Origin of the sequence: Oceanisphaera profunda, assembly GCF_002157895.1 — a bacterium.
GTDB classification, from domain to species: domain Bacteria; phylum Pseudomonadota; class Gammaproteobacteria; order Enterobacterales; family Aeromonadaceae; genus Oceanimonas; species Oceanimonas profunda.
Window position 1 is genome coordinate 3,431,280 of record NZ_CP021377.1, and the last position, 21,731, is coordinate 3,453,010.

A 21,731-nucleotide genomic window follows, 5' to 3' on the forward strand; every position below is an offset into this window, starting at 1 on the left:
GCCTATGAATAGTAAAATATTGGGAACCGGCAGCTACCTGCCTGCAGCGGTACGTACTAATACCGACTTAGAAAAAATGGTAGACACCAGCGACACCTGGATAGTGGAGCGCACCGGTATTCGTGAACGCCGCATTGCCGGTATGGACGAAACCATCGCAACTATGTCCCATCAAGCGGGATTGCGTGCCATTGAGGCTGCCGGTATTTCTGCCCTTGATCTCGATATGATCATTCTTGCCACCACCAGTAGCGAAAACGCCTTTCCGGCCGCTGCTTGTGAAGTACAGGCCTTGCTGGAAGTGCCGGGCATTCCTGCCTTCGATTTATCTGCAGCCTGTGCAGGCTTTAGTTACGCCTTGAGCGTGGCGGATCAATTTATTAAAAGCGGTGCCGCCCGCCACATATTAGTGATTGGTGCCGATGCACTGTCACGCATGTGCGACCCAGAAGACCGCGGCACCGTGATCCTGTTTGGTGATGGTGCCGGTGCCGTGGTCATTGGCGCAAGCGAAGAGCCCGGCATTTTGTCGACACATTTGCACGCCGATGGCCGTTATGCCGATATGCTGAAGTTACCCCATCGTGCTCGTGGTATCAGTGGCGACGAAATGGGTGCCTACATGACCATGAAAGGCAATGACGTATTTAAGGTGGCGGTAACACGGTTAAGCGAAATTGTGATCCAGACCTTAGAATCCAATAATATCGATAAGTCTGAGCTGGACTGGTTGGTGCCGCATCAGGCAAATTACCGTATCATTAACGCCACCGCGCGTAAGTTAGGCATGTCGTTAGACAATGTTATCTTAACGCTCGACCGCCACGGTAATACCTCGGCGGCCAGTGTGCCCATCGCCTTCGATGAAGGGGTGCGTGACGGTCGTATTCAGCGGGGCCACTTGGTGCTGCTGGAAGCCTTTGGCGGTGGTTTTGCTTGGGGCTCAGCGTTAATTAGATTTTAAGAGTGATTAACATTCCCTGCCCCTGCGCGATCTCGCGTTGGGGGTAGGCATAATGCCGCCTGCGTTGCACTGTGAGTGAGTCGCTACAGCGCTTGCGGCCTAGCCAGTATGTTTTGAACAATGTGTTTTTAATAACGTGTTTAAATAATATACGTTAAAAAATATGTGTTAAACAAAAGGACAGACAATGACTTTTGCCATTACCTTTCCCGGTCAGGGCTCGCAAACGGTCGGCATGTTAGCCGGCGTCTTGGCCGAACATGACTGCGTTAAACAGACTTTTGCCGAGGCGTCCGACGCCTTAGGTTACGATGTGGCCGAATTAGTATTAAACGGCCCCACGGAAGAGCTCAATAAAACCTGGCGCACGCAACCGGCCTTGTTGACGGCCTCTGTTGCTTTATGGCGCTTATGGCGCGAGCAGGGCGGTGCCATGCCGGATGTGATGGCTGGCCACAGCTTGGGTGAATACTCCGCATTAGTCTGTGCTGAGGTATTAAGTCTGAGTGACGCAGTTAAGCTTGTTGAGCTGCGCGGTCAACTGATGCAAGAAGCCGTGCCAGAAGGCATGGGCGCCATGTCGGCCATTATTGGCCTCGACAATGACGCCATTATTGCCAACTGCGTGCTCGCCGAGCAGGGCGAAGTGGTGTCAGCGGTGAACTTTAACTCACCCGGACAAGTGGTAATCGCCGGTAATAAAGCCGCCGTAGAACGCGCCAATATCTTAATGAAAGAAAGTGGTGCTAAGCGTGCATTGCCGTTACCAGTGAGTGTGCCTTCTCATTGTGCACTGATGCGCTCCGCCGCCGAACATCTTGAGCAAACCTTGGCTGAGATGACCTTTAATGAGCCGGTAGTGCCGGTGATCAATAACGTAGATGTCGCCCAAGAAAGCAATGCCGCCGCGATTAAAGATGCCTTAGTACGCCAGCTCTATAGCCCAGTACGCTGGACTGAAACCGTAGAGTGCATGGTGGTGCTGGGTGTGACATTGGCGCTGGAAATGGGACCAGGCAAAGTATTGTCTGGTCTGACTAAGCGTATTGATAAGCGCGTAGAAGGATTGGCGGTGAACGATCAAGCTGGCCTTGAGCAAGCATTGGCCGCCGTTGCTGCGCAATAAGCTGTCGTATTAGTCGTTTAAAAAATAGAGCAAGGCCGGTGTGGTGTTGAGTTCAAGGAGAAAGCCAAGGATGGTTTTCTGTGCTATTAAGGATAGTTAAGGTCACTTGATCCTATGTCACATCGGCCTTAGTAATAACTGAAGGAGTCATGATGAGTTTTTCCGGTAAAGTAGTGCTGATTACGGGTGCGAGTCGCGGTATTGGCCGTGCGACGGCTGAACTGTTTATTGCCCGCGGTGCCACCGTGATTGGCACTGCTACCAGCGAAAAAGGCGCCGAGGCCATTAGCGCCTATTTAGGCGAGCAGGGTGCAGGTCTGGTGTTAAACGTGACCGACTCAGCCTCTCTGGAGCAGTTTTTAGCCACTGTTAAAGAACGTTTCGGCGATATCGACGTATTAGTGAATAATGCTGGTATCACGCGCGATAATTTATTAATGCGCATGAAAGACGACGAATGGCAGGATATAATAGATACCAACCTGACTTCCGTGTTCCGTCTGTCTAAGGCGGTATTGCGTGGCATGATGAAAAAGCGCTACGGCCGCATCATCTCCATTGGCTCAGTAGTGGGCACTATGGGCAATGCGGGTCAGGCAAACTACGCGGCAGCCAAGGCCGGCTTAATTGGCTTTAGTAAGTCATTAGGTCGTGAAGTGGCGTCGCGCGGTGTTACCGTGAACGTGGTGTCACCGGGCTTTATTGAAACTGACATGACGCAAGCATTAAACGACGAACAAAAAGCGGGTATCTTGTCTCAAGTGCCGGCACAACGTTTGGGTAACCCCAAAGAAATTGCTTCTGCTGTGGCTTTTTTAGCTTCAGAAGAGGCCGCATATATTACGGGTGAAACGCTGCACGTAAATGGCGGCATGTACATGGTGTGATGAAAATGTCCGCAGTTGGCAGCTGTTTGGTGGATAATGCAGCATTTTAGGCATGAATTCTGGTTAGACCAGCCCTAAATAGTCTTGCAAACGACGGCTAATTTAATACACTACCGCAACGACACGCACTTGCGTATTTCTAAAGGATAATACTGGTTATGAGCAACATCGAAGAACGCGTAAAAAAAATCATCATCGAGCAACTGGGCGTTAAAGAAGAAGAAGTTAAATCTGAAGCTTCTTTCGTAGACGACTTGGGTGCCGATTCTCTGGACACCGTTGAATTAGTAATGGCGTTGGAAGAAGAATTCGATACTGAAATTCCTGATGAAGAAGCTGAAAAAATCACTACCGTTAAAGCGGCAGTTGATTACATCAACGCGAATCAAGAGTAATATCTTTGCGCCGAAGTGGCAGTTTGTCACTTCGGCTCTTTCCCCGTTTTAACCCCCATTCGGAGACGCTCCTGTGTCCAAACGCAGAGTCGTGGTGACTGGCCTCGGTATGCTATCTCCTGTCGGTAACACGGTTGATGCCAGCTGGCAGGCCTTGTTGGCAGGTCAAAGTGGCATCAGCAATATCGAACACTTTGATACTACCGATTACAGCACCAAATTTGCAGGCCTGGTCAAGGACTTCGATCCCGAAGATCATGGTATCGCAAAGAAAGAAGCCCGCAAGATGGACTTGTTCATCCAATATGGCGTGGCAGCCGGTTTACAGGCAATGGCCGACTCCGGACTCGAAATTACAGACGCCAATGCAGAGCGCGTTGGTGTATCCGTTGGTTCAGGTATTGGTGGTCTTGGCTTAATTGAGTCTAACCACACCAATTTACTGGCCAGTGGCCCGCGTAAATTAAGCCCGTTTTTTGTGCCTTCTACCATCATCAATATGGTGTCTGGCCACTTATCGATCATGAATGGCTTACGCGGCCCAAATATCGCAGTCACTACCGCCTGTACCACAGGCACGCACAGCATCGGGCTGGCGGCGCGTATGATTGCTTACGGTGACGCCGACGCCATGTTGGCTGGCGGCACTGAAAAAGCCTCTACCAATTTAGGTATGGGTGGCTTTGCGGCGGCACGTGCGCTTTCTACGCGCAACGACGAGCCACAAAAAGCCAGTCGCCCTTGGGACAAAGACCGTGACGGTTTTGTGCTGGGTGACGGCGCCGGTGTGATGATGCTGGAAGAGTATGAGCATGCCAAAGCGCGCGGTGCCAAGATTTATGCCGAATTAGTCGGTTTTGGCATGAGCGGCGATGCGCATCATATGACGGCTCCTCCTGCCAATGGTTGTGGCGGGGCGAAAGCCATGGCCAATGCCATTAAAGATGCAGGCATAGCACCGAGTGCGGTCGGTTACGTGAATGCGCACGGTACCTCAACGCCATTAGGCGATGTGGCCGAGTTGCGTGGCATGAAGCAGGTATTTGGTGAGCATGCGAATCAGTTAATGATCAGCTCCACCAAATCGATGACCGGTCACCTATTAGGTGCCGCCGGTGCCATTGAAGCCATCTTTAGTGTGCTGGCGTTGCGTGACCAAATTGCTCCACCCACCATCAACTTGGATAATCCAGATGATGAGTGCGACTTGGACTTGGTTGCACACACTGCAAAAGAAGGTCAATTTGACTATGCCTTATCCAACTCCTTCGGGTTTGGTGGCACCAATGGCTCATTGATTTTCAAACGCATATGATGGCTCTTTGGCCATCTTTAAGCCCGGCCCAGCGCCGGGCTTTTTTATAGGCGCTGAGTAGAGCGGCATAACGGATAAAGATCTTCTTTGCCACGGAATCCACGGAATCCACAGAAAAATAGAGATAAGAGTGACAGTGCTAAATTATTAAGGGGCAAGACCAGCCTTGGGCAGCGATTAGTTAAAAATATCCTTATCTGATCCTAGCCCTTACCAGTTAAAGCTCTGTTCACTTGTCGCTTGTGATCTTTTCCGTGCGTTCCGTGTTCTTCCGTGGCAAAAATATTTTGATGGTTAAAAGCTAACGGAGTATGGCGGCATGGATTCCATTATCACCGATACCACCGCTTTATCAGCCGTAAGTCGCGGTTGGCAATTGGGTGATGGGCACTTTACTACCGTGCATGCCAAGCACGGCCAGTTGCGCCATTGGGCGTATCATCAGGCCCGACTCACGGCAGCTTGCACTCGATTACAAATGCCCATGCCCGATTGGGCAGCAGTGAAAGCCCGCGCACAGGCTTGCCTAGACGTTAAAGCTGACCAAGTATTGCGCATCACCTTAGTGCGTGGCGCGGGTGGCCGTGGCTATAGCATGCAAGGCTGCACAGATACTCAAGTGTTGCTCAATACGGCGCCGTTTCCAGCGCAATATTATCAGTGGCGTGAACAGGGCATCACTATCGGTGTTTGCCAAGGTCGTTTGGGTAATAGTTCGCTACTGGCGGGCTTAAAAACCGTTAACCGTTTAGAACAGGTACTGTTGAAAGCAGAGTTAGACGCGCAACACTGGCCCGAGGCTTTGGTATTGAACAGCCAACACCAAGTGGTGGAAGCGGTCACCGCCAATGTGTTTTGGCGTGAAGGCGATGTTATCTATACGCCAGACTTAACCGAGCTTGGGGTGTGGGGTACTCTACGCGCTTGGTGTATGGATTATTTGGGCGCGCGCCTTGTGCACACTCAAGCTTTATTACCGCGCGTATTGGCCGCCGATGAAGTGTGGCTGAGCAATGCGCTGATAGGAATAGTACCAGTGACGGGTATCATTGAGCCTAATACGGGCACCAATACTAAGACCGAGCATTTAAACGTCGCTGAGTTAACAATAACTAGGGAATTACAACAAGCTTATGAACAAACTAATTAAGTGGCTGGGGCGCATCTTTTTGTTAGCGGTGCTGGTGATTGGCGGTGTATCCATCTATGGCTATCAGCAATGGCAGCAGTTAGAAAAAACACCGATTGCCACTACAGAGTCACCTCTGTTTGTGGTGTCGCGCGGTGAAACCAGTGGCAGTTTGATCTCGCGTTTAAGTCAGCATGAAGTGCCGTCTTATGTCAGAAAGTTGTGGCTACGGGTTCATCCAGAATTAGCCGCGGTGCGCCAAGGTACTTATAAGTTTGCTCCCGAGGCTTCGGTGCGCGAAGCGCTGCAAGCCATCGTTGACGGCGATACCTATCGTTTGCAAGTTACCCTGGTAGAAGGGCTGCGTTTAAGCGATTGGTTGCAACGTTTGGCTAATGCGGAGTATTTAGACGTTATCTTAGATGGCCAGAGTGAAGCTGAGATTGCTAAGCAGTTAGGCTTAGATAATAAAAAGCTCGAAGGTTGGTTGCTGCCAGAAACCTACAGCTACACCCCAGGTGACACGGATCTGTCCATTTTGCAGCGCGCCTTTGATGAGATGAAGGTATTTGTTGAGCAGGAATGGCCAGAGCGACAGTCGGACTTACCCATTACTACGCCCTATGAAGCCTTGATTTTGGCCTCCATCATCGAGAAAGAAACTGGCATTGCTGAAGAGCGACCGTTGATCGCCTCGGTATTTGTGAATCGGATGCGGGTCGGCATGCGCTTGCAAACCGATCCCACAGTGATTTATGGCATGGGTGAAGACTATGACGGCAATATTCGCAAGAAAGACCTGCAAACTCATACGCCTTATAACACTTATATGATTGATGGCTTACCGCCAAGCCCTATTGCCATGGCCAGTAAAGAAGCGATTATGGCCACCTTGCATCCATTGGACAGTTCCTATTATTATTTTGTGGCCATGGGCGAAGGGCGACACTATTTTTCGAAATCCTTGCGCGAGCATAATAACGCCGTGCGTCGCTACATATTAAAAAGGTAAGTTATGAGCCAGTTTATTGTGATTGAAGGGCTCGAAGGAGCCGGAAAAAGCACGGTGCACGCCCACGTAGTGGCCTGGTTACAAGCCCGCGGTATCAGTGTGGTCAATACCCGAGAGCCAGGCGGTACGCCGTTGGCCGAAAGAATGCGCGACTTGGTAAAAGAAGTGCATGACGAACCCATGACCATGGAAGCCGAACTGCTGTTAATGTACGCGGCACGGGTACAATTAGTAAGAAACCGTATTCAGCCTGCGTTGGCCGCTGATTGCTGGGTGGTGGGGGATCGCCACGATTGGTCTTCACTGGCCTACCAAGGCGGCGGGCGCGGTATAGACCTGCAGCTTATTCGCCAAATTAAGCAGGCGGTATTGGGTGATTTTGGTCCCGACTTTATTTTGTATCTGGATCTAGACCCGGCCATTGGCTTAGCGCGCGCCCAAGAGCGTGGCAAGTTAGATCGTATCGAACAAGAGCAGTTAAGCTTTTTTCAACGCACTCGTGCCACTTACTTGGCGTTGGCCGCCGCTGAGCCTAATTGCCGATTAATTGATGCCAGCCTTGATGAAGAAGGCGTGAAAGAAGCGGTATTAACCGCCTTGGAGCAATGGTTTGTATCCTTGGCTAAGTGATACTCAGCAGCAATTGTTGCCGCTGATTGCACGGCAACAATTGAGTCATGCGCTGTTAATAAAAGGCACCGCGGGTTTGGGCAAGCTGAGCTTAGCGCAACATTTGGCGCAAGCACTGCTCTGCCAACAAGAGCCTATTTCCCGCACGCTCTCGCAAGAGTCTTCGCAACAAGATTTATGCCAACATACAAGTACTGAGCTAACAGCAAATATTCAGTCTAATGTCAGCACCGAGTTACCTTGTGGCCTGTGTCATGCTTGTCGGCTCGTGCAAGCTGGTACCCACAGCGATTTGCATGTGCTTAACAGTGATACGCGCAGCATTGGCGTCGACAGTATTCGCCAGCTTTCTCAGGTGTTGAGTGAAAGCCCGCGCTTGGGTCGCGCCAAAGTCGCCATTATTAATGACGCAGAAAAAATGACTGAGGCTGCAGCCAATGCGCTGCTTAAAACCCTAGAAGAGCCGGCAGGTCAAGCCACACTAATGCTGGTGAGTGCCTACCCAGAGCGCTTACTGCCTACTATTCGCAGTCGCTGCCAGCAGTGGCTAGTTCCATTACCTAAACCGGAGTTGGTGCTGGCTTGGCTGGCAGAGCACGAGCTTACTGCCGGCAGTGAGCAAACTTGGCTGGGCGCACTGAATGTTAATCAAGGCTCGCCGCTGGCCACCTTGGCCTATTTGCAGGCGGGACAGGATCAAGGTCGACATACCTTATTAAGTCAATTTAGCCAATTGCGTGAGCAGCCCCAAACGCTAATGGCGGTACACAGCGCCTTGCTCGCCGAAAAAGTGCATGTGATTTGGCTGCAGTTATTATTACAAGATGCCTTGCAGCTAGCGTTAGGCTTAACGCCGGCGGCCCTGCGCTTAATTGATAGTCTGGACTTATCACGCCACGTTAGCCAAGTGGGTGCCGTGCGCTTAGAGCGTGCCTTAACCAGCTTGCTACAGCTGCAACAAGGTGGCCAATCCAGTTTAGGGCGACCGGTCAATGCCGGCTTACAATTAAGCCTGTGGCTGAACGATTGGCTGGCTGCTTAGAACGTGAGGAGGAGGCTAATGCTTCTGCACTTTCGTTTACGCCTCACACCTCACGATTCACTCTTCACAAAAAACAAAGGAGACGGTTTTGCTGGTTGACTCACATTGCCACTTAGACAGACTCGAATACGGAAAAAAACACACAGATATGGCCGAGGTGATTGCCAAGGCCGCACGGCGCGGCGTGGATCATATGTTATGCATTGGCGTGAGCTTAAGCACTTTTCCCGATATGCTCGCGGCCATTAAACCCTTCCCACAGGTGTTTGCCTCCTGCGGCGTGCATCCGCTGCATCAAGACGATGAAGCTAACGATCCCGAATTGCTACTTAAGCTGGCGTCTGATCCTGCGGTGGTGGCGATTGGCGAAACGGGCTTAGATTATTTTTATGCGCCTGAATCTGCCGAACTGCAGCGCCGTTCTTTTGAACAGCACGTGGCGGTGGCAGTAGCGGTGAATAAGCCTTTGATCATTCATACGCGCAGTGCTCAAGAAGACACGCTGCAAGTATTGCGTGATGGCGGCGCCGAGAAAGTCGGCGGTGTGTTGCACTGCTTTACCGAATCATTGGAGATGGCAGAAGCGGCCATTGAGCTGGGTTTTTATATATCAATCTCGGGTATCGTGACCTTTAACAGTGCCGCGGCTTTGCGTGAGGTAGTGAAAGCCTTGCCATTAAATCGACTGTTAGTTGAAACCGACTCGCCTTGGCTGGCACCGGTACCGTTTCGCGGCGAAGAAAATGAGCCGGCTTACACCCGCACCGTGGCGGAGTTTATTGCTAAGCTTAAAAACATTTCACCGGAAGAAGTGGCGGCACAAACCACGGCTAACTTCTTTGAGTTATTTAAATTAGCGAAGCCGGTGAATGTCAGGTGAGTGGTAAATCGTGAAGGGTGAGGTGTTAAACACAGACAAGTGCTGATCCTCAATATTTAAGCTCATCAGTTGATAGCCCGCTGTTTTATTTCTGTTTTTACGTACGCTAGCCGTCTGTGTTATAAACGAAGTGATTCATTGGTGTCTTTATCAGGAGGTGCGCCTTGCTTGCATGGCATGCGTGGCTAATTGCCGCCTTATTACTGTTATTACTGGAATTGCTGAGCCTAGGCTTCTTTGCACTGGCGTTGGGGTTAGCGGCATTAGTGGCCATGAGTGCTGCGTTGTTAGGGCTGGGAGCAACCGTGCAATGGTTTGTGTTTGCCCTAGCAGCGGGCTTGTTGGCTCCTGGCTTAAAGTGGCTATTTCGCCGGTATGCGCCGTCACGGCGTACCAGCTTCTTGGCCGGCGAAGGTCAACGGCAAGAAGGCGAGATTACCCAGCTTGAAACAGGAGAGTATCGGCTGCGGTTTGAAGGTGACTTATTTATGGTGCGCAGTGCCTCAAACGCCCCGTTAATAGTGGGTGCGCGAGTAAAAATTTGTCGCTTTGATGGCATTACTGCCATTATCGATTAGTAAAAAGCTGATTAATAAAAAAGCCGATTAATAAAAATCCGATTATTAAAATTTGATAAATAAAATAAGGGAATAGCATGGGGTTTGAACCAACATTTATCGTGGCATTGGTGTTTGCGGTGCTTATTTTAGTATTTGTGATCAAGGGATTGATGATAATACAGCAGTCTGAAGCGGTAGTGATTGAACGCTTAGGCAGTTACAACAAGACCTTAGGCCCAGGTGTGAACTGGGTGATCCCTTTTATTGATCAACCGCGCTCCATAAAAGTGCGCCGTTATCGTGCGATTGGCGGCGAGAATGTGGCCATGGTAACCGAAGAAGTGCGTATTGATCGCCGCGAAACCGTACTCGACTTTCCTGGGCAGTCGGTGGTGACCGCAGATAATGTCAGTGTGAACGTCAATGGTGCTTTGTATTTTCAGGTGATAGACCCGGAGCGCGCGGTTTATCAAACCGAGAACTTAATCCAAGCCATCGAGATTTTGGCAAAAACCTCCTTGCGTTCAGAGATGGGCAAGATGGAGCTAGATAAGTTATTTGAATCCCGCCAAGAAATTAACGACAAACTGCAATTGGTGATGGACGAAGCGGGCAACAAGTGGGGCGTTAAAGTCACCCGTGTTGAAATTCAAGATATTATCATCCCCGCAGAAGTTGAAGACGCCATGCGTAAACAAATGGCCGCCGAGCGTGAGCGTCGTGCACTAGTATTGCGCGCCAGTGGCGAGCGTGAAGCCGCCATTGCCAAAGCCGAAGGCGAAAAGCGCTCCAGCATCTTGGTGGCAGAAGGCAGCAAAGAAGCGGCGATATTAATGGCAGAAGGGCAGCGCAAGGCCATCGATGAGGTATTGTCTGCCGGTGATTCAAGGCTAGATCCGCAACTGATGGTCGGTTATTTACTCGGCCTTGAGTATTTAAAAACCTTGCCTGAGATCGGCAAGAAAGGCGATCGCATCTTCTTACCCTTTGAAGCCAGCAGCGTATTAGGCGCGGTAGGCAGCATAGAAGCGCTGCTTAATCCTCGCAAAATCAGTGGTTAACGTTTAACGGAAACAGCGAATATTCGCTTATATAAAAGCCCAGTGCTACTGACAGCACTGGGCTTTTTTTGTTGGAGGAGACAGTCTCTCACTCTTAGCTTTCATACCTTAACCAAGATCCTGATGTTCATCAGGAAGACGGCCAAACCATAAACCACACACTGTCATACCGGGCTTGCCCCGGTATCTTGCCCTTAGGTTATAAAGTCACAACCGAGATCCTGATGTTCATCAGGATGACAGCACTAAGAGCTACCCCTCAACCTGCGCGCGGCGCTCACATAAAACGAAATACGCGAGGGCGGCGAGTAAGGTGCAGCCGCTCATGGTAATTAGCATATATAAGGGTGAGCCATCAGGCAGTAGCGCCACAAAACCGGCCACTAACGCCGCTGAGCCAAAGCGCAAGGTGCCGGCCATGGACGAGGCGGTGCCAGCCAAGTTGGGTAAGCTGCTGAGCAAGCTGGCCATGCTGTTACTGCCGATGGTGGAGATCACTCCCACATACAACATAATGGGTGCCACTACCGACCATAAACCCCAGCCCATTAACGGGCCTATGGGCAAGAGGAGACCCGCCAATAACTGTAAGCCTAAGGCCAATCGCAACATATTGCGTGAGCCTAAGCGGTGCACCCAACGGCCATTAAAAATGGTGAACGCCATTAGGCTAATGACGTTTAAGCCAAATAAGTAGCCCACATGCTGCGGGGCTATGCCATAAATCTCGATATAAATAAATGAAGCACCGGTTAAGAAGGCAAACATACCGGCAAAGGAAAAGGCGCCGCACAACATAAAGCCTAACGCCACTGGGGTAGTGAGCAGGCGCAGATAACTGCGTAATATAGAGCCTAAATGCAGCGGTTGGCGTCGTGCTTGGGGCAAGGTTTCGGGTAGGCGAAAACTGCACAACAGGGCAATAATGGCGGTAAAGCCCGCTAACACCCAAAAAATAGAGCGCCAACCAAACCAGTGGGCCAAATGCCCGCCCAGCATGGGGGCGATTAAGGGGGCGAGCGTCATCACTAGCGTGATATAGGACATGGTGCGGGCAAAGTCTTCACGATTAAATAAGTCGCGCACTAAGGCTTGCACTACCACTGCTGAAGCCGCGCCGGCAAAGCCTTGAGCGGCGCGCAGCCAAGTGAGGCTTTCTACGCTGGTGGCCATGGCACAGAGCATGGCGGCGATGGCGAACACGACCATGCCACCTAACAGCACGGGGCGACGGCCTTTGGCATCGGACCAAGGGCCAAACAACAATTGACCCAAAGCAAAGCCACCGGTGTAGGCGGCGAGCGTGGCTTGCACGCGATGGGAGTTAGAGCCCAGCGTTTCTGCAATAGCTGGCATGGCCGGCAGATACATATCGATGGCGAGTGGGGTAAGGGCGGAAACGGCGCCGAGCAAGATAATTAACGGTAACGATGCATTAGCAGACATACGTCGCGCAGTCCTCCAAGCAAACAAGCGCTCCCTGCGATTGTCGACAAAAATAAAGCAAAAAAAGCCAGGTACGAAATCCGTGTACCTGGCCTAGGGGAATGGCTCATCTATTGAGCCGTGCGCTAGTGCGACGCCACAATTGCGGCGTCACCCTCAAACTATCGACCACAATAGCGAAGCTTGCCAGTCCCGAGCGTAAAAACAGCCCAGTATAAGCCTAAGCGCGCCGCAAAGTCATAACCCGGTGCCAAGTATAAGCATAAAAATGGACTCAATTATTTACCTTGGTTAATACGCGAGGCTTGCAACTGAGAGTACATAATATTACTGTATGTCCATACAGATAAGGAGTCAGTTATGGCAGTGACAATACAGTATCTCGTGGTTAGAAACGGAATCGAAAAAATGACGTTTACCAATAAAAAAGAAGCCGATGCCTACGATCGTCTACTCGATTTGGCAGAACACTTAGATGAAGTGCTTGAGCGCGCACCGATCTCATTAAATGAAACCGATCGCGAAGCCTTAGCGCTATTCTTGGCCGAAAACCAAGACTTGCTCAGTGGGCCCAAAAAGCAACCCGCCAAAAAGGCCGCTAAACCCGCCAGTAAAGCCGCAGACGCTGAGCTAACAACAGACGATGTAGCTGATGAGCCAGCAGACCAAATACACGCCGTGGCTTGAGCAGTAGCAATGAGGCGGGAATAGTGAGGCGTGCAGGGCAAACTGTCTTACGCCTCACATCTCCTGACAACAGTTGGGTTTGTGATCTCAGAACCGGCGTTGCCGGTTAAAACGCGCGACTACCGCAAAGCTACAGCTTTGCTGCACCATGCCGAATTCGGTGCCACTGCTGTTTTGTTTAGCTGGGCGCTTGGAACTGGGCGCTCGGCGTTGTATTTTTGCCTCACGCCTCACGCCTCACGCCTCACGCCTCACGCCTCACGGGTTAGCTTGTTACATCAGAAGCTGCTGCGCAGGTTTTCGCGGTTAAAAAACGCGACTACCGCAAAGCTACAGCTATGCTGCACCATGCCGAACCCGGTGCCACTGTTATTTTGTTTAGCTGGGCGCTTGGAGCCGGGCGCTCGGCGCTGTATTTCTGCCTCACTAACCATTAATTATACAAAGTCCGATACAAGCCTTCTTGCGCCAACAATTCATGATGAGTGCCAGACTGGCTGATTTTCCCGTCTTCAAATACCAATACTCGATCCGCTTGTCGTACCGAGCTTAAGCGGTGGGCGACAATCAAGGTGGTGCGTCCGCGTAAGAAGTCTTCCAGTGCCGCATGCAGCTTGTTTTCGGTGTCGGTATCCAGTGCCGAAGTGGCTTCATCTAAAATCACGATGGCCGGATTTTTTAACACCATGCGGGCGATGGCTAAGCGCTGCTGTTGGCCGCCAGAGAGCTTCATGCCGCGCCGACCCACTTGGGTGTCTAGCCCTTCAGTCATGGCGAACACCACCTCAAATAATTGCGCCACTTTCAATGCCTGCCACAGCGCTGCATCTTCATGCTCATCGCCTAAGCACAAGTTGGCCCGCACGGTGTCGTTAAACAGCACCGGCTGTTGTAACACTGTGGCAATGTGCTCGCGAATAGTGGGAAAGCCAATTTGTTGGCTGCTTACGCCGCCAAAGCTGATGTCGCCGCTGTCGGCCGGATATAAGCCTAATAACAATTGAATAAAGGTCGACTTGCCGCCGCCGCTGGCACCCACTAGTGCTACTTTTTCGCCGGCGTTAATGTGCAGATTTACTGCATCTAGCACCTTACGTTCACCGTTATAGGAAAAGCTTAAGTCCTGTACGTTAATGGGCAGGGTAGTGGCGCCCAAAAACGGATTGTGGTGCGTGCCCGTATCTCTTTGTTCAGCACCTATGGTATGAGGATCTTTTTCGGTATCGGTATCTGTGCCTAAGGCCAGCATGTTATTGATGCGCTTGAGAGCGGCACTGGCGGCATAAAACGAATACTGCATATTCAGTAGGTCTTGTACTGGGCCCATCATAAACCACAGGTAACTGAACACCGCAAAAATCTGGCCCACGGTAAGATCGGTATATAACACCATGATCATCCCCGCGGCGCGAAACAGCTCTACCCCAGATAAAAACAGCAAAAAACTGGCGCGACTGGCCGCTTCGCTCTTCCAAGCGTAATCGATGGCGGTATCGCGCACGCCGCGGGCACGGTCAATCACCCGTAACAAGTAATGACGCTCACGGTTGGCGGCACGAATTTCATGAATGCCGTCTAGGGTTTCGATTAAGGCTTGCTGAAACAGCTCGAAGGCGCTGTTTTCATTGCGTTTTAAATGCTTAACCTTGGCACCCAGGCGGCTTGAGAAATACACCACGACCGGATTGAGCAGTAAAATAAATAACGCCAACTGCCAGCTCAGTAACAGTAACACCACGGCGGTGCCAATCACGCTGAGCAAACTGATCAGCAAACGGCTGAGGGTTTCCCCTAAGAATTTATCGAGGGTTTCTACGTCAGTCACAAAGTGGGAGCTAATGCTGCCCGCACCCACCGACTCAAACGCGCGCAAGGGCGTGCGCATCAACTGCTTGGCTAATAAGGAGCGAATTTGAAAGGTGAGGTGCTTGGCCACCCGCGCAAATTGCCGACCTTGAATAATATTAAACACCAAGGAAAAAATACGCAGCAATAAGGTGATGACTAAGATGGCTAAAATAAAGCCTACCCCAGTTTGCCAATTGCTGGGGAGTACCCAGCTTAAGCCGGCGAGTAAACGGCCCGGTTGGTCGAGCAAAACTTCATCAACCAATAACGGCATTAGCAACGGCACGGGCACGGCTAATAGGGTGCCGCATAAGGCAAAAATATGTGCATAAATCAGCGCAGACTTGCGTTTTCGCATCATATTGACAATATCTGACCACTGTAAATACGGCGTCAGGGAATTTTTTTTATCCATCAATCACCCTCGCTGGGTTTTCATTTGGAGAAAGGGCAGGTAAGTTAAGCAAAATTTAACGGCTTTCTCGTATACAAACATGACTATGTCTACAAAATCTGATTTTTATAACAGTCTTACCGCGCAAGCCGTTGCCTTGTGTGAGGGCGAACCTAATCGACTGGCGAAACTTGCCAATTTATCTGCCTTGCTGAATTTAGCGCTCGATGACATTAATTGGGTAGGCTTTTATTTGCGTGAGCAAGACAGCCTAGTGCTGGGGCCGTTTCAAGGCAAGCCGGCCTGCATGCGTCTACCCTTGGGCAAAGGCGTGTGCTCGGCGGCGGTGACCACAGGCACCATTCAGCGCGTGGCTAATGTACATGAATTTTCTGGCCATATCGCCTGCGACGGGGCCAGCAATTCGGAAATAGTGCTGCCATTAAGTGACGGCGAGCATGTTTGGGGGGTATTGGACATTGACAGCCCCTCGTTTGATCGCTTTGATGAGCAAGATGAGGCCGGATTACGGCTTTGGCTAGCGGCAGTGAGTCCCTTACTGTAACGTCGGGGTCGCTTTTGTCTGCGCGCTCTTTATAATATGCACAGTTTCAGTGGGCGGTGCGCCCTTAGGTCTTAAACCAAGGTATTTCATGGAAAACTCGGAAAAATTGAAAAACAGTAAAGAAGTCATTGCTTACTTAGCAGAACGCTTCCCTCAGTGCTTTATCGCCGACGGCGAAGCCAAGCCTTTAAAAATAGGTATCTTTCAGGATCTAGCCGCTCAGTTAGGTGAAGATCCTAAGGTGTCTAAGACGTTATTGCGTACGGCGTTACGCCAGTACACGTCAAGCTGGCGCTACCTGCATGGCTTAAAAGCGGGTCAAACCCGTGTTGGTTTAGATGGCGAAGCGTGCGGCGAGTTGACCGAAGAGCACGTTGAGCATGCCAAAGGCGCACTCAAAGAGAGCAAAGAAAAAGTTTTTGGTGCGCGCAAAGACAAGCCTGCCGCTAAAAAAGCCAAGCCAAAAGCTAAAACTCAGCCTAAGTCAGAATCTAAAGCTAAGCTTGAGTCTCAGCCAAAGCCTGCCGCACAGCCCCAGGCTAAGCAGCAGCCGGTTGATCCTGCGACCTTAAAAGTCGCACAAGATGTCAGAGTATTACTGGGCTCGTCGCCAGTGGCCGCTACTGTTAAAGAAATTACGCGCGATGACGTGCAGGTTGAATTGAAAACGGGCCTGTCGCTACGCGTTAAATTTGAGCATCTTATTCTTTAAGGAGTAGGGTTTGATCAGTCACGGAATTCGTTTGTCCTTGGTAGCCGCCGGCATCATGGCGGCGAGTATTGCTTGGGCGGTACCGCCGACCACGGATGCTTCCGCCATTCCTGTATTGGCACCAGAAAGTCAGCATGCGGCTGCCAGCAAGCGGGTTGCCGCGCTGTTCACCCGTTCTCATTATCGTCAGTTTCAGCTTGATAACGCATTTTCTGAGCTGATATTTGAGCGTTATGTTGAGAGTCTTGATTTCGGTAAGAATATTTTTACTCAAGCTGACATCAAGCGCTTTGAGCGTTATCAAGATGGTTTTGATGACGCCCTCAGAACGGGGCAGTTAGATGTGGCCTATCAGATGTATAACGAAAGCTTGAAAAAGCGTTATGAGCGGTTTGTGTACGCTCTATCGTTACTTGATACGCCCATCACCTTTGATAACGATGATGAATATCAGTTTGACCGACGTGAGGCCGACTGGCCGACCAGCCAGGCAGAGCTCGATACTCTTTGGCAACAAAGAGTCAAATACGATGCGCTTAGCTTAGCCCTCACGGATAAAGACTGGGAAGAGATCAAAGAAACGCTCACCAAGCGCTATAACAATGCCATTAAGCGGTTAGCGCAAAGTGAAAGTGAAGATGCCTTTCAAAGCTTTACTAATGCCTTTGCTCGCGTCATTGAGCCCCACACCAGTTATTTAAGCCCGCGTAACGCTGAGCGTTTTGAGACCGAAATGAACCTTTCGCTCGAAGGCATAGGTGCCGTGTTACAGGGTGAAGATGATTACACGGTGATCCGCTCACTGGTGCCGGGCGGGCCTGCGGCTAAGTCTGGTGAATTACAGCCAGATGACCGTATTATTGGCGTGGGCCAAGCGGCCAATAAAATCACCGATGTGATTGGCTGGCGCTTAGATGAAGTCGTGGACTTAATCAAAGGCAAAAAAGGCACGCAAGTGTGGCTACAAATTCAGCGTGGCAAAGCGGTAAGCGGCACGCCTAAATTAGTGGAGATCACCCGAGATACGGTGCGCCTTGAAGACAGAGCCGCCAGCGGCAAAGTTATTGAGGTAAACGGTGAAAATATCGGTGTGATTGAAATACCGAGCTTTTACGTCAACTTGAGCACGGATGTTGCCAAAGAAATTACTAAGCTGAAAAAAGAGCAGATTAAAGGCTTGGTGATTGACTTGCGCGGTAACGGCGGCGGTGCGTTAACCGAAGCTTCTACCTTAACTGGGCTGTTTATTAAAAGCGGTCCTGTGGTGCAAATTCGTGATGGCTTGGGCCGAATCTCGGTGAATGGCGATGACGATGATTTGTTGGCCTACGCGGGTCCGATGACGGTGCTGGTTGACCGTTATTCTGCCTCTGCCTCCGAGATTTTTGCTGCGGCCTTAAAAGACTACGGTCGTGCAGTCATCTTGGGCGAAAATACCTTTGGCAAGGGCACGGTACAGCAGCATCGCAGCTTGTCGCGCATGTATGACTTGTATGAACACCCCATGGGTTTTGTGCAATTCACCATTGCCAAGTTTTATCGCATTAACGGCGGCAGTACCCAAAATAAAGGCGTGAAGCCAGACATTCCTTTCCCAACGCCCATTGCGGCCGAAGAAACCGGGGAAAGTCTGGAGAAAAACGCCTTGCCGTGGGATCAAGTGGACAGCTTAGATTATGAGCGAGTACAAGATCTTACGCCGCTGTTCGGCCCCTTGCGCCAGCGCCATCAGGCCCGTATTGAGCAAGACCCTGAATTTGTGTATGTGTTTGAAGATATTAAAGAATACAAAAAACTCAAAGACAAACATTCAATGTCACTCAATCTTGCCGAGCGCAAGGCCGAGATGGAAGAGCAAGATGCCAAAGCCTTGGCACGCTTAAACGACCGCTTAAAGCGGGCGGGTTTAGATACTGTCTCTGACTTAGATGACACGCCCACCGACTTTGAGCCAGAAGACAGCTATTTGGAAGAAGCGGCACGCATTACCGCCGATCTGGTCCGCGCTCAGGGCTAAACCTCACAAAGCCCGGCCTGTATTCACAGTGCCGGGCTTTTTTTATTCTGCTTTTTCCCCTAATTAACGAGGCCTCCGCTATGACCCAAATAAATCCTAAAGTGCAATATCGTGACGATTATCAAGCACCTCATTACTGGATTGATACTCTAGACCTAGACATTCAGCTGCACGACAACGCCACCCAAGTGGTGGCCATCAGTCGTGTGCGCCGTAATGGAGAGCACGATGAGCCTTTGGTGCTGGATGGTGAGCAGTTAACCTTGTTACAAGTAGCGGTAAATGGCATCGATATTAGCCAGTATCAGCAAACGGACAGCAGTTTAATCTTGTCGCAACTGCCGCAAGAATTTGTGCTGACCATTAAAACTGAGCTGGATCCGGCGGCCAATACGGCGCTAGAAGGACTGTATAAATCCGGCTCCGCCTTTTGCACCCAGTGTGAAGCACAAGGCTTTCGCCGTATTACCTATTATTTGGATCGCCCCGATGTATTGGCGCGTTTCAGCACCCGTATTACCGCCGACCTCGCCACTTGCCCTTATTTATTGTCGAACGGCAATAAGGTGGATGAAGGCACACTTGATGACGGTCGTCATTGGGTACAATGGCAAGACCCGTTTCCTAAGCCTGCTTACCTGTTTGCGGTGGTGGCCGGTGATTTTGATGTACTGCGCGACAGTTTTACCACTCTCAGTGGTCGCGAGGTGGCGCTGGAAATCTTCGTCGATAAGGGCAATTTGCATCGGGCAGAACATGCAATGGACAGCCTAAAAGCGTCCATGACCTGGGATGAGCAGCGCTGTCATTTGGAGTACGACCTCGATATCTACATGATAGTGGCGGTGGACTTCTTCAATATGGGCGCCATGGAGAACAAAGGCTTAAACGTCTTTAACTCCAAGTTTGTGTTGGCTGATGCCAATACCGCCACCGATGCGGATTATCTGGATGTAGAGCGGGTCATTGGCCATGAATATTTTCATAACTGGACCGGTAATCGCGTGACCTGTCGTGACTGGTTTCAGTTGTCGTTAAAAGAAGGCTTAACGGTATTTCGTGACCAAGAGTTCTCTTCGGATTTAGGCTCGCGCACGGTTAATCGCATCCAAAATGTGCGCACCTTGCGTGGCCCACAATTTGCCGAGGACGCCGGCCCTATGGCGCATCCCATTCGCCCCGATGCGGTGATTGAGATGAACAACTTCTACACCCTAACCGTGTATGAGAAGGGCGCAGAAGTGATCCGCATGTTGCACACCCTAGTGGGTGAAACGGCATTTCAACGGGGCATGGCGTTATATTTACAACGCTTTGATGGCCAAGCGGCTACCTGTGAAGATTTTCTTAGCACCATGAGTGAGGCCAGCGGGCGCGATTTAACGCGTTTTGCCCGCTGGTACAGCCAGTCGGGTACGCCTGTGTTACAGGTGAGCGATAATTATGATGCCAGCAGCCAGCGCTATACCTTAACCGTGCGCCAACATACGCCGCCCACCTTGGATCAACCGCAAAAGCTGCCGTTGCATATTCCCTTAAGCGTGGCCTTGTATACACAGCAAGGCGAGCCATTAATGCTCACCTTGCACGGCGAAAGTGTCAGTCCGATATTGGATGTAATGGAAGCCGAGCACGAGTTTGTGTTTGAAAATATTCCCACGCGCCCCGTGCCAGCCTTGCTGCAGTCGTTTTCAGCACCGGTAAAACTCGAATATGACTATACCGATGCTCAGCTCACCTTGTTGGCCAAGCACAGTATCGATGAGTTTGTGCGTTGGGATGCGGTGCAAATGCTGATTAACAATGCGGTACGCGACAATGTGTCGCGATTGCAACGCCCACAGACGGAACAGCAAAGCCAGCAGACGGTACAGTTGCCTCAAGCTTTGTTAGAGGTATTTAGCGCCACCCTCGACGATCAAAGCTTGGATGCTGCCTTGCAAGCCGAGATGCTGGCCTTGCCGGATATCAACAGCTTGCTGGAGTTATTTGAGCAGGTTGATATCAGTGTCTTAGGCCAAGTACATGCCGAGCTGCAGTTAGCGCTAGCGCAAGCACTGACTCCCTTGTGGCGCCGTGCCTACCAACAACATTTGACGCCACAATATCGCATTGATCATCAAGATATCGGCAAACGTGCACTGAAGAACGTGGCGCTCAGCTATTTAGCGTTAGCCGGTGATGGCGGCTTGGCACAAACGCAATATCAGCAAGCCGATAATATGACAGATACGCTGGGTGCCATGAAGGCGGCGGTGCGAGCGGAGTTAGGTGAAGCGAGCGCTATGCTGGCGGACTTTGAGCATAAATGGCAGCACGATGGCTTAGTGCTGGATAATTGGTTTCGCTTGCAAGCCACGGCCCCGGGGGAGGATGTATTAGCGCGCATTGCGCAATTAATGGCACACCCCACCTTTAGTTTGAATAACCCTAATCGGGTGCGGGCCGTAATTGGCGCCTTTGTTAACGGTAATCCGCTGGCTTTTCATCGTTTAGATGGCGGCGGGTATGACGTATTAGTGTCGGTGCTGATTGCGCTTAATAAGAGTAACCCGCAAATAGCATCACGTTTAATTACGCCTCTGATCCAGTTTGCGCGTTTGGATGATGTCCGCCAGGGATTAATTAAGGATCGGTTAAATCAACTGATGGCATTGCCTGAGTTGTCCGGTGATTTGTACGAGAAAATTGCCAAGGCGCTAGCTTAATGCGTCGGCTGCGGTTTCGCTTGGCTATTTCGCGGCCGCAGCTGTTGCAATACTACCAAGGTCGCACCGCGGCCTTATCGGTACAAACCGAACAAGGGCTGCGGCTGCAAATTGCGCTGCACCACTTTCGCAGCTTCGTCAGTCACGATGGCCTACAGGGTTATTTTGAAATCACTCTCAATAGTGATAATCAATTTCAACAGCTAATGCGTTTGTAGTCGTTAGATGGCGTTGCGCCTTATGACCCAAATAAACACTTTATACCGAGCTTGTCTCGGTATTTTTTTGTTCTTAAACAACACCAGCGTTAGCGGATGATTTTTAATTACAGAAAACCGAGCCGAATAAATTGG

General features: G+C 50.7%; 20 protein-coding genes. 18 read left to right on the top strand and 2 right to left on the bottom strand.

Translation table 11 applies throughout. The features are described 5' to 3' along the window. The first annotated feature begins 4 nt into the window (after positions 1–4). From CBP31_RS15185 to CBP31_RS15240, 12 genes are all read left to right on the top strand, one after another. On the top strand, positions 5–964 hold the full coding sequence (locus CBP31_RS15185; RefSeq protein ID WP_087038489.1) for a beta-ketoacyl-ACP synthase III: 960 nt from the start codon (positions 5–7) through the stop codon (positions 962–964). Between the two features lie 187 nt (positions 965–1,151). Continuing rightward, the gene (gene fabD, locus CBP31_RS15190) at positions 1,152–2,090 is read left to right on the top strand and encodes an ACP S-malonyltransferase (protein WP_087038490.1); all 939 of its coding nucleotides are present in this window, start codon (positions 1,152–1,154) and stop codon (positions 2,088–2,090) included. A 152-nt stretch (positions 2,091–2,242) separates the two neighbouring features. Beyond that, the gene (fabG, locus tag CBP31_RS15195) at positions 2,243–2,977 is read left to right on the top strand and encodes a 3-oxoacyl-ACP reductase FabG (protein ID WP_087038491.1); all 735 of its coding nucleotides are present in this window, start codon (positions 2,243–2,245) and stop codon (positions 2,975–2,977) included. Positions 2,978–3,135: 158 nt separating this feature from the next. Beyond that, positions 3,136–3,372, top strand: coding sequence for an acyl carrier protein (gene acpP, locus CBP31_RS15200; RefSeq protein WP_086963052.1), 237 nt, complete (start codon positions 3,136–3,138; stop codon positions 3,370–3,372). Between the two features lie 73 nt (positions 3,373–3,445). Then, on the top strand, positions 3,446–4,687 hold the full coding sequence (gene fabF / locus CBP31_RS15205; protein ID WP_087038492.1) for a beta-ketoacyl-ACP synthase II: 1,242 nt from the start codon (positions 3,446–3,448) through the stop codon (positions 4,685–4,687). A gap of 319 nt (positions 4,688–5,006) precedes the next feature. Next, positions 5,007–5,837: an aminodeoxychorismate lyase gene (pabC, locus tag CBP31_RS15210; protein WP_087038493.1), complete on the top strand. Its 831-nt coding sequence runs from the start codon at positions 5,007–5,009 to the stop codon at positions 5,835–5,837. Next, positions 5,821–6,828, top strand: coding sequence for an endolytic transglycosylase MltG (mltG, locus tag CBP31_RS15215; protein WP_087038494.1), 1,008 nt, complete (start codon positions 5,821–5,823; stop codon positions 6,826–6,828). The genes pabC and mltG overlap by 17 nt, the downstream gene beginning before the upstream one ends. Positions 6,829–6,831: 3 nt before the next feature. After that, positions 6,832–7,458: a dTMP kinase gene (tmk, locus tag CBP31_RS15220; RefSeq protein WP_087038495.1), complete on the top strand. Its 627-nt coding sequence runs from the start codon at positions 6,832–6,834 to the stop codon at positions 7,456–7,458. Further along, on the top strand, positions 7,439–8,500 hold the full coding sequence (locus tag CBP31_RS15225) for a DNA polymerase III subunit (protein WP_087038496.1): 1,062 nt from the start codon (positions 7,439–7,441) through the stop codon (positions 8,498–8,500). Before tmk ends, CBP31_RS15225 begins: the two co-directional genes overlap by 20 nt. 88 nt (positions 8,501–8,588) lie before the next feature. Further along, positions 8,589–9,380 carry a TatD family hydrolase gene (locus CBP31_RS15230; RefSeq protein ID WP_087038497.1) on the top strand — a complete coding sequence of 264 codons (792 nt, stop codon included), beginning with the start codon at positions 8,589–8,591 and terminating at the stop codon, positions 9,378–9,380. A 164-nt stretch (positions 9,381–9,544) separates the two neighbouring features. Next, the gene (locus CBP31_RS15235) at positions 9,545–9,958 is read left to right on the top strand and encodes an NfeD family protein (protein ID WP_087038498.1); all 414 of its coding nucleotides are present in this window, start codon (positions 9,545–9,547) and stop codon (positions 9,956–9,958) included. Positions 9,959–10,035: 77 nt separating this feature from the next. After that, on the top strand, positions 10,036–11,001 hold the full coding sequence (locus tag CBP31_RS15240; RefSeq protein WP_087038499.1) for an SPFH domain-containing protein: 966 nt from the start codon (positions 10,036–10,038) through the stop codon (positions 10,999–11,001). Positions 11,002–11,253: 252 nt separating this feature from the next. Here CBP31_RS15240 and CBP31_RS15245 read toward each other — a convergent pair whose 3' ends face one another. Continuing rightward, positions 11,254–12,447 (bottom strand): Bcr/CflA family multidrug efflux MFS transporter, encoded by a 1,194-nt coding sequence (locus tag CBP31_RS15245; protein WP_087038500.1) that lies wholly within the window; start codon positions 12,445–12,447, stop codon positions 11,254–11,256. Between the two features lie 360 nt (positions 12,448–12,807). Here CBP31_RS15245 and CBP31_RS15250 point away from each other — a divergent pair, with 360 nt between their 5' ends. Further along, positions 12,808–13,134, top strand: a complete 327-nt coding sequence (locus CBP31_RS15250; RefSeq protein ID WP_087038501.1) for a YebG family protein — start codon at positions 12,808–12,810, stop codon at positions 13,132–13,134. Between the two features lie 433 nt (positions 13,135–13,567). Here CBP31_RS15250 and CBP31_RS15255 read toward each other — a convergent pair whose 3' ends face one another. Next, positions 13,568–15,397 carry an ABC transporter ATP-binding protein gene (locus CBP31_RS15255; protein WP_087038502.1) on the bottom strand — a complete coding sequence of 610 codons (1,830 nt, stop codon included), beginning with the start codon at positions 15,395–15,397 and terminating at the stop codon, positions 13,568–13,570. An 85-nt stretch (positions 15,398–15,482) separates the two neighbouring features. Here CBP31_RS15255 and CBP31_RS15260 point away from each other — a divergent pair, with 85 nt between their 5' ends. The 5 genes from CBP31_RS15260 to CBP31_RS15280 all read left to right on the top strand — a co-directional run bounded on the left by CBP31_RS15260 (position 15,483) and on the right by CBP31_RS15280 (position 21,596). Then, positions 15,483–15,941, top strand: a complete 459-nt coding sequence (locus tag CBP31_RS15260) for a GAF domain-containing protein (protein WP_087038829.1) — start codon at positions 15,483–15,485, stop codon at positions 15,939–15,941. A gap of 88 nt (positions 15,942–16,029) precedes the next feature. Then, a complete protein-coding gene (gene proQ, locus CBP31_RS15265) occupies positions 16,030–16,653 on the top strand; it encodes an RNA chaperone ProQ (protein WP_087038503.1) in 624 nt (207 codons plus the stop codon). A 10-nt stretch (positions 16,654–16,663) separates the two neighbouring features. Continuing rightward, positions 16,664–18,670 (top strand): carboxy terminal-processing peptidase, encoded by a 2,007-nt coding sequence (prc, locus tag CBP31_RS15270; RefSeq protein ID WP_087038504.1) that lies wholly within the window; start codon positions 16,664–16,666, stop codon positions 18,668–18,670. 80 nt (positions 18,671–18,750) lie between these two features. After that, entirely contained in the window at positions 18,751–21,378 is a 2,628-nt protein-coding gene (pepN, locus tag CBP31_RS15275) for an aminopeptidase N (RefSeq protein WP_087038505.1), read from the top strand. Continuing rightward, positions 21,378–21,596 carry a DUF2835 family protein gene (locus tag CBP31_RS15280; RefSeq protein WP_087038506.1) on the top strand — a complete coding sequence of 73 codons (219 nt, stop codon included), beginning with the start codon at positions 21,378–21,380 and terminating at the stop codon, positions 21,594–21,596. Before pepN ends, CBP31_RS15280 begins: the two co-directional genes overlap by 1 nt. Positions 21,597–21,731: the final 135 nt, after the last annotated feature.

Excerpts from the sequence above, each read along its gene's own strand:
- CBP31_RS15185 (WP_087038489.1), top strand. The coding sequence starts at position 5 with ATGAATAGTAAAATATTGGGAACCGGCAGCTACCTGCCTGCAGCGGTA.
- fabD (WP_087038490.1), top strand. The coding sequence starts at position 1,152 with ATGACTTTTGCCATTACCTTTCCCGGTCAGGGCTCGCAAACGGTCGGC.
- fabG (WP_087038491.1), top strand. The coding sequence starts at position 2,243 with ATGAGTTTTTCCGGTAAAGTAGTGCTGATTACGGGTGCGAGTCGCGGT.
- acpP (WP_086963052.1), top strand. The coding sequence starts at position 3,136 with ATGAGCAACATCGAAGAACGCGTAAAAAAAATCATCATCGAGCAACTG.
- pabC (WP_087038493.1), top strand. The coding sequence starts at position 5,007 with ATGGATTCCATTATCACCGATACCACCGCTTTATCAGCCGTAAGTCGC.
- mltG (WP_087038494.1), top strand. The coding sequence starts at position 5,821 with ATGAACAAACTAATTAAGTGGCTGGGGCGCATCTTTTTGTTAGCGGTG.
- tmk (WP_087038495.1), top strand. The coding sequence starts at position 6,832 with ATGAGCCAGTTTATTGTGATTGAAGGGCTCGAAGGAGCCGGAAAAAGC.
- CBP31_RS15240 (WP_087038499.1), top strand. The coding sequence starts at position 10,036 with ATGGGGTTTGAACCAACATTTATCGTGGCATTGGTGTTTGCGGTGCTT.
- CBP31_RS15245 (WP_087038500.1), bottom strand. The coding sequence starts at position 12,447 with ATGTCTGCTAATGCATCGTTACCGTTAATTATCTTGCTCGGCGCCGTT.
- CBP31_RS15250 (WP_087038501.1), top strand. The coding sequence starts at position 12,808 with ATGGCAGTGACAATACAGTATCTCGTGGTTAGAAACGGAATCGAAAAA.
- CBP31_RS15255 (WP_087038502.1), bottom strand. The coding sequence starts at position 15,397 with ATGGATAAAAAAAATTCCCTGACGCCGTATTTACAGTGGTCAGATATT.
- CBP31_RS15260 (WP_087038829.1), top strand. The coding sequence starts at position 15,483 with ATGTCTACAAAATCTGATTTTTATAACAGTCTTACCGCGCAAGCCGTT.
- proQ (WP_087038503.1), top strand. The coding sequence starts at position 16,030 with ATGGAAAACTCGGAAAAATTGAAAAACAGTAAAGAAGTCATTGCTTAC.
- pepN (WP_087038505.1), top strand. The coding sequence starts at position 18,751 with ATGACCCAAATAAATCCTAAAGTGCAATATCGTGACGATTATCAAGCA.
- CBP31_RS15280 (WP_087038506.1), top strand. The coding sequence starts at position 21,378 with ATGCGTCGGCTGCGGTTTCGCTTGGCTATTTCGCGGCCGCAGCTGTTG.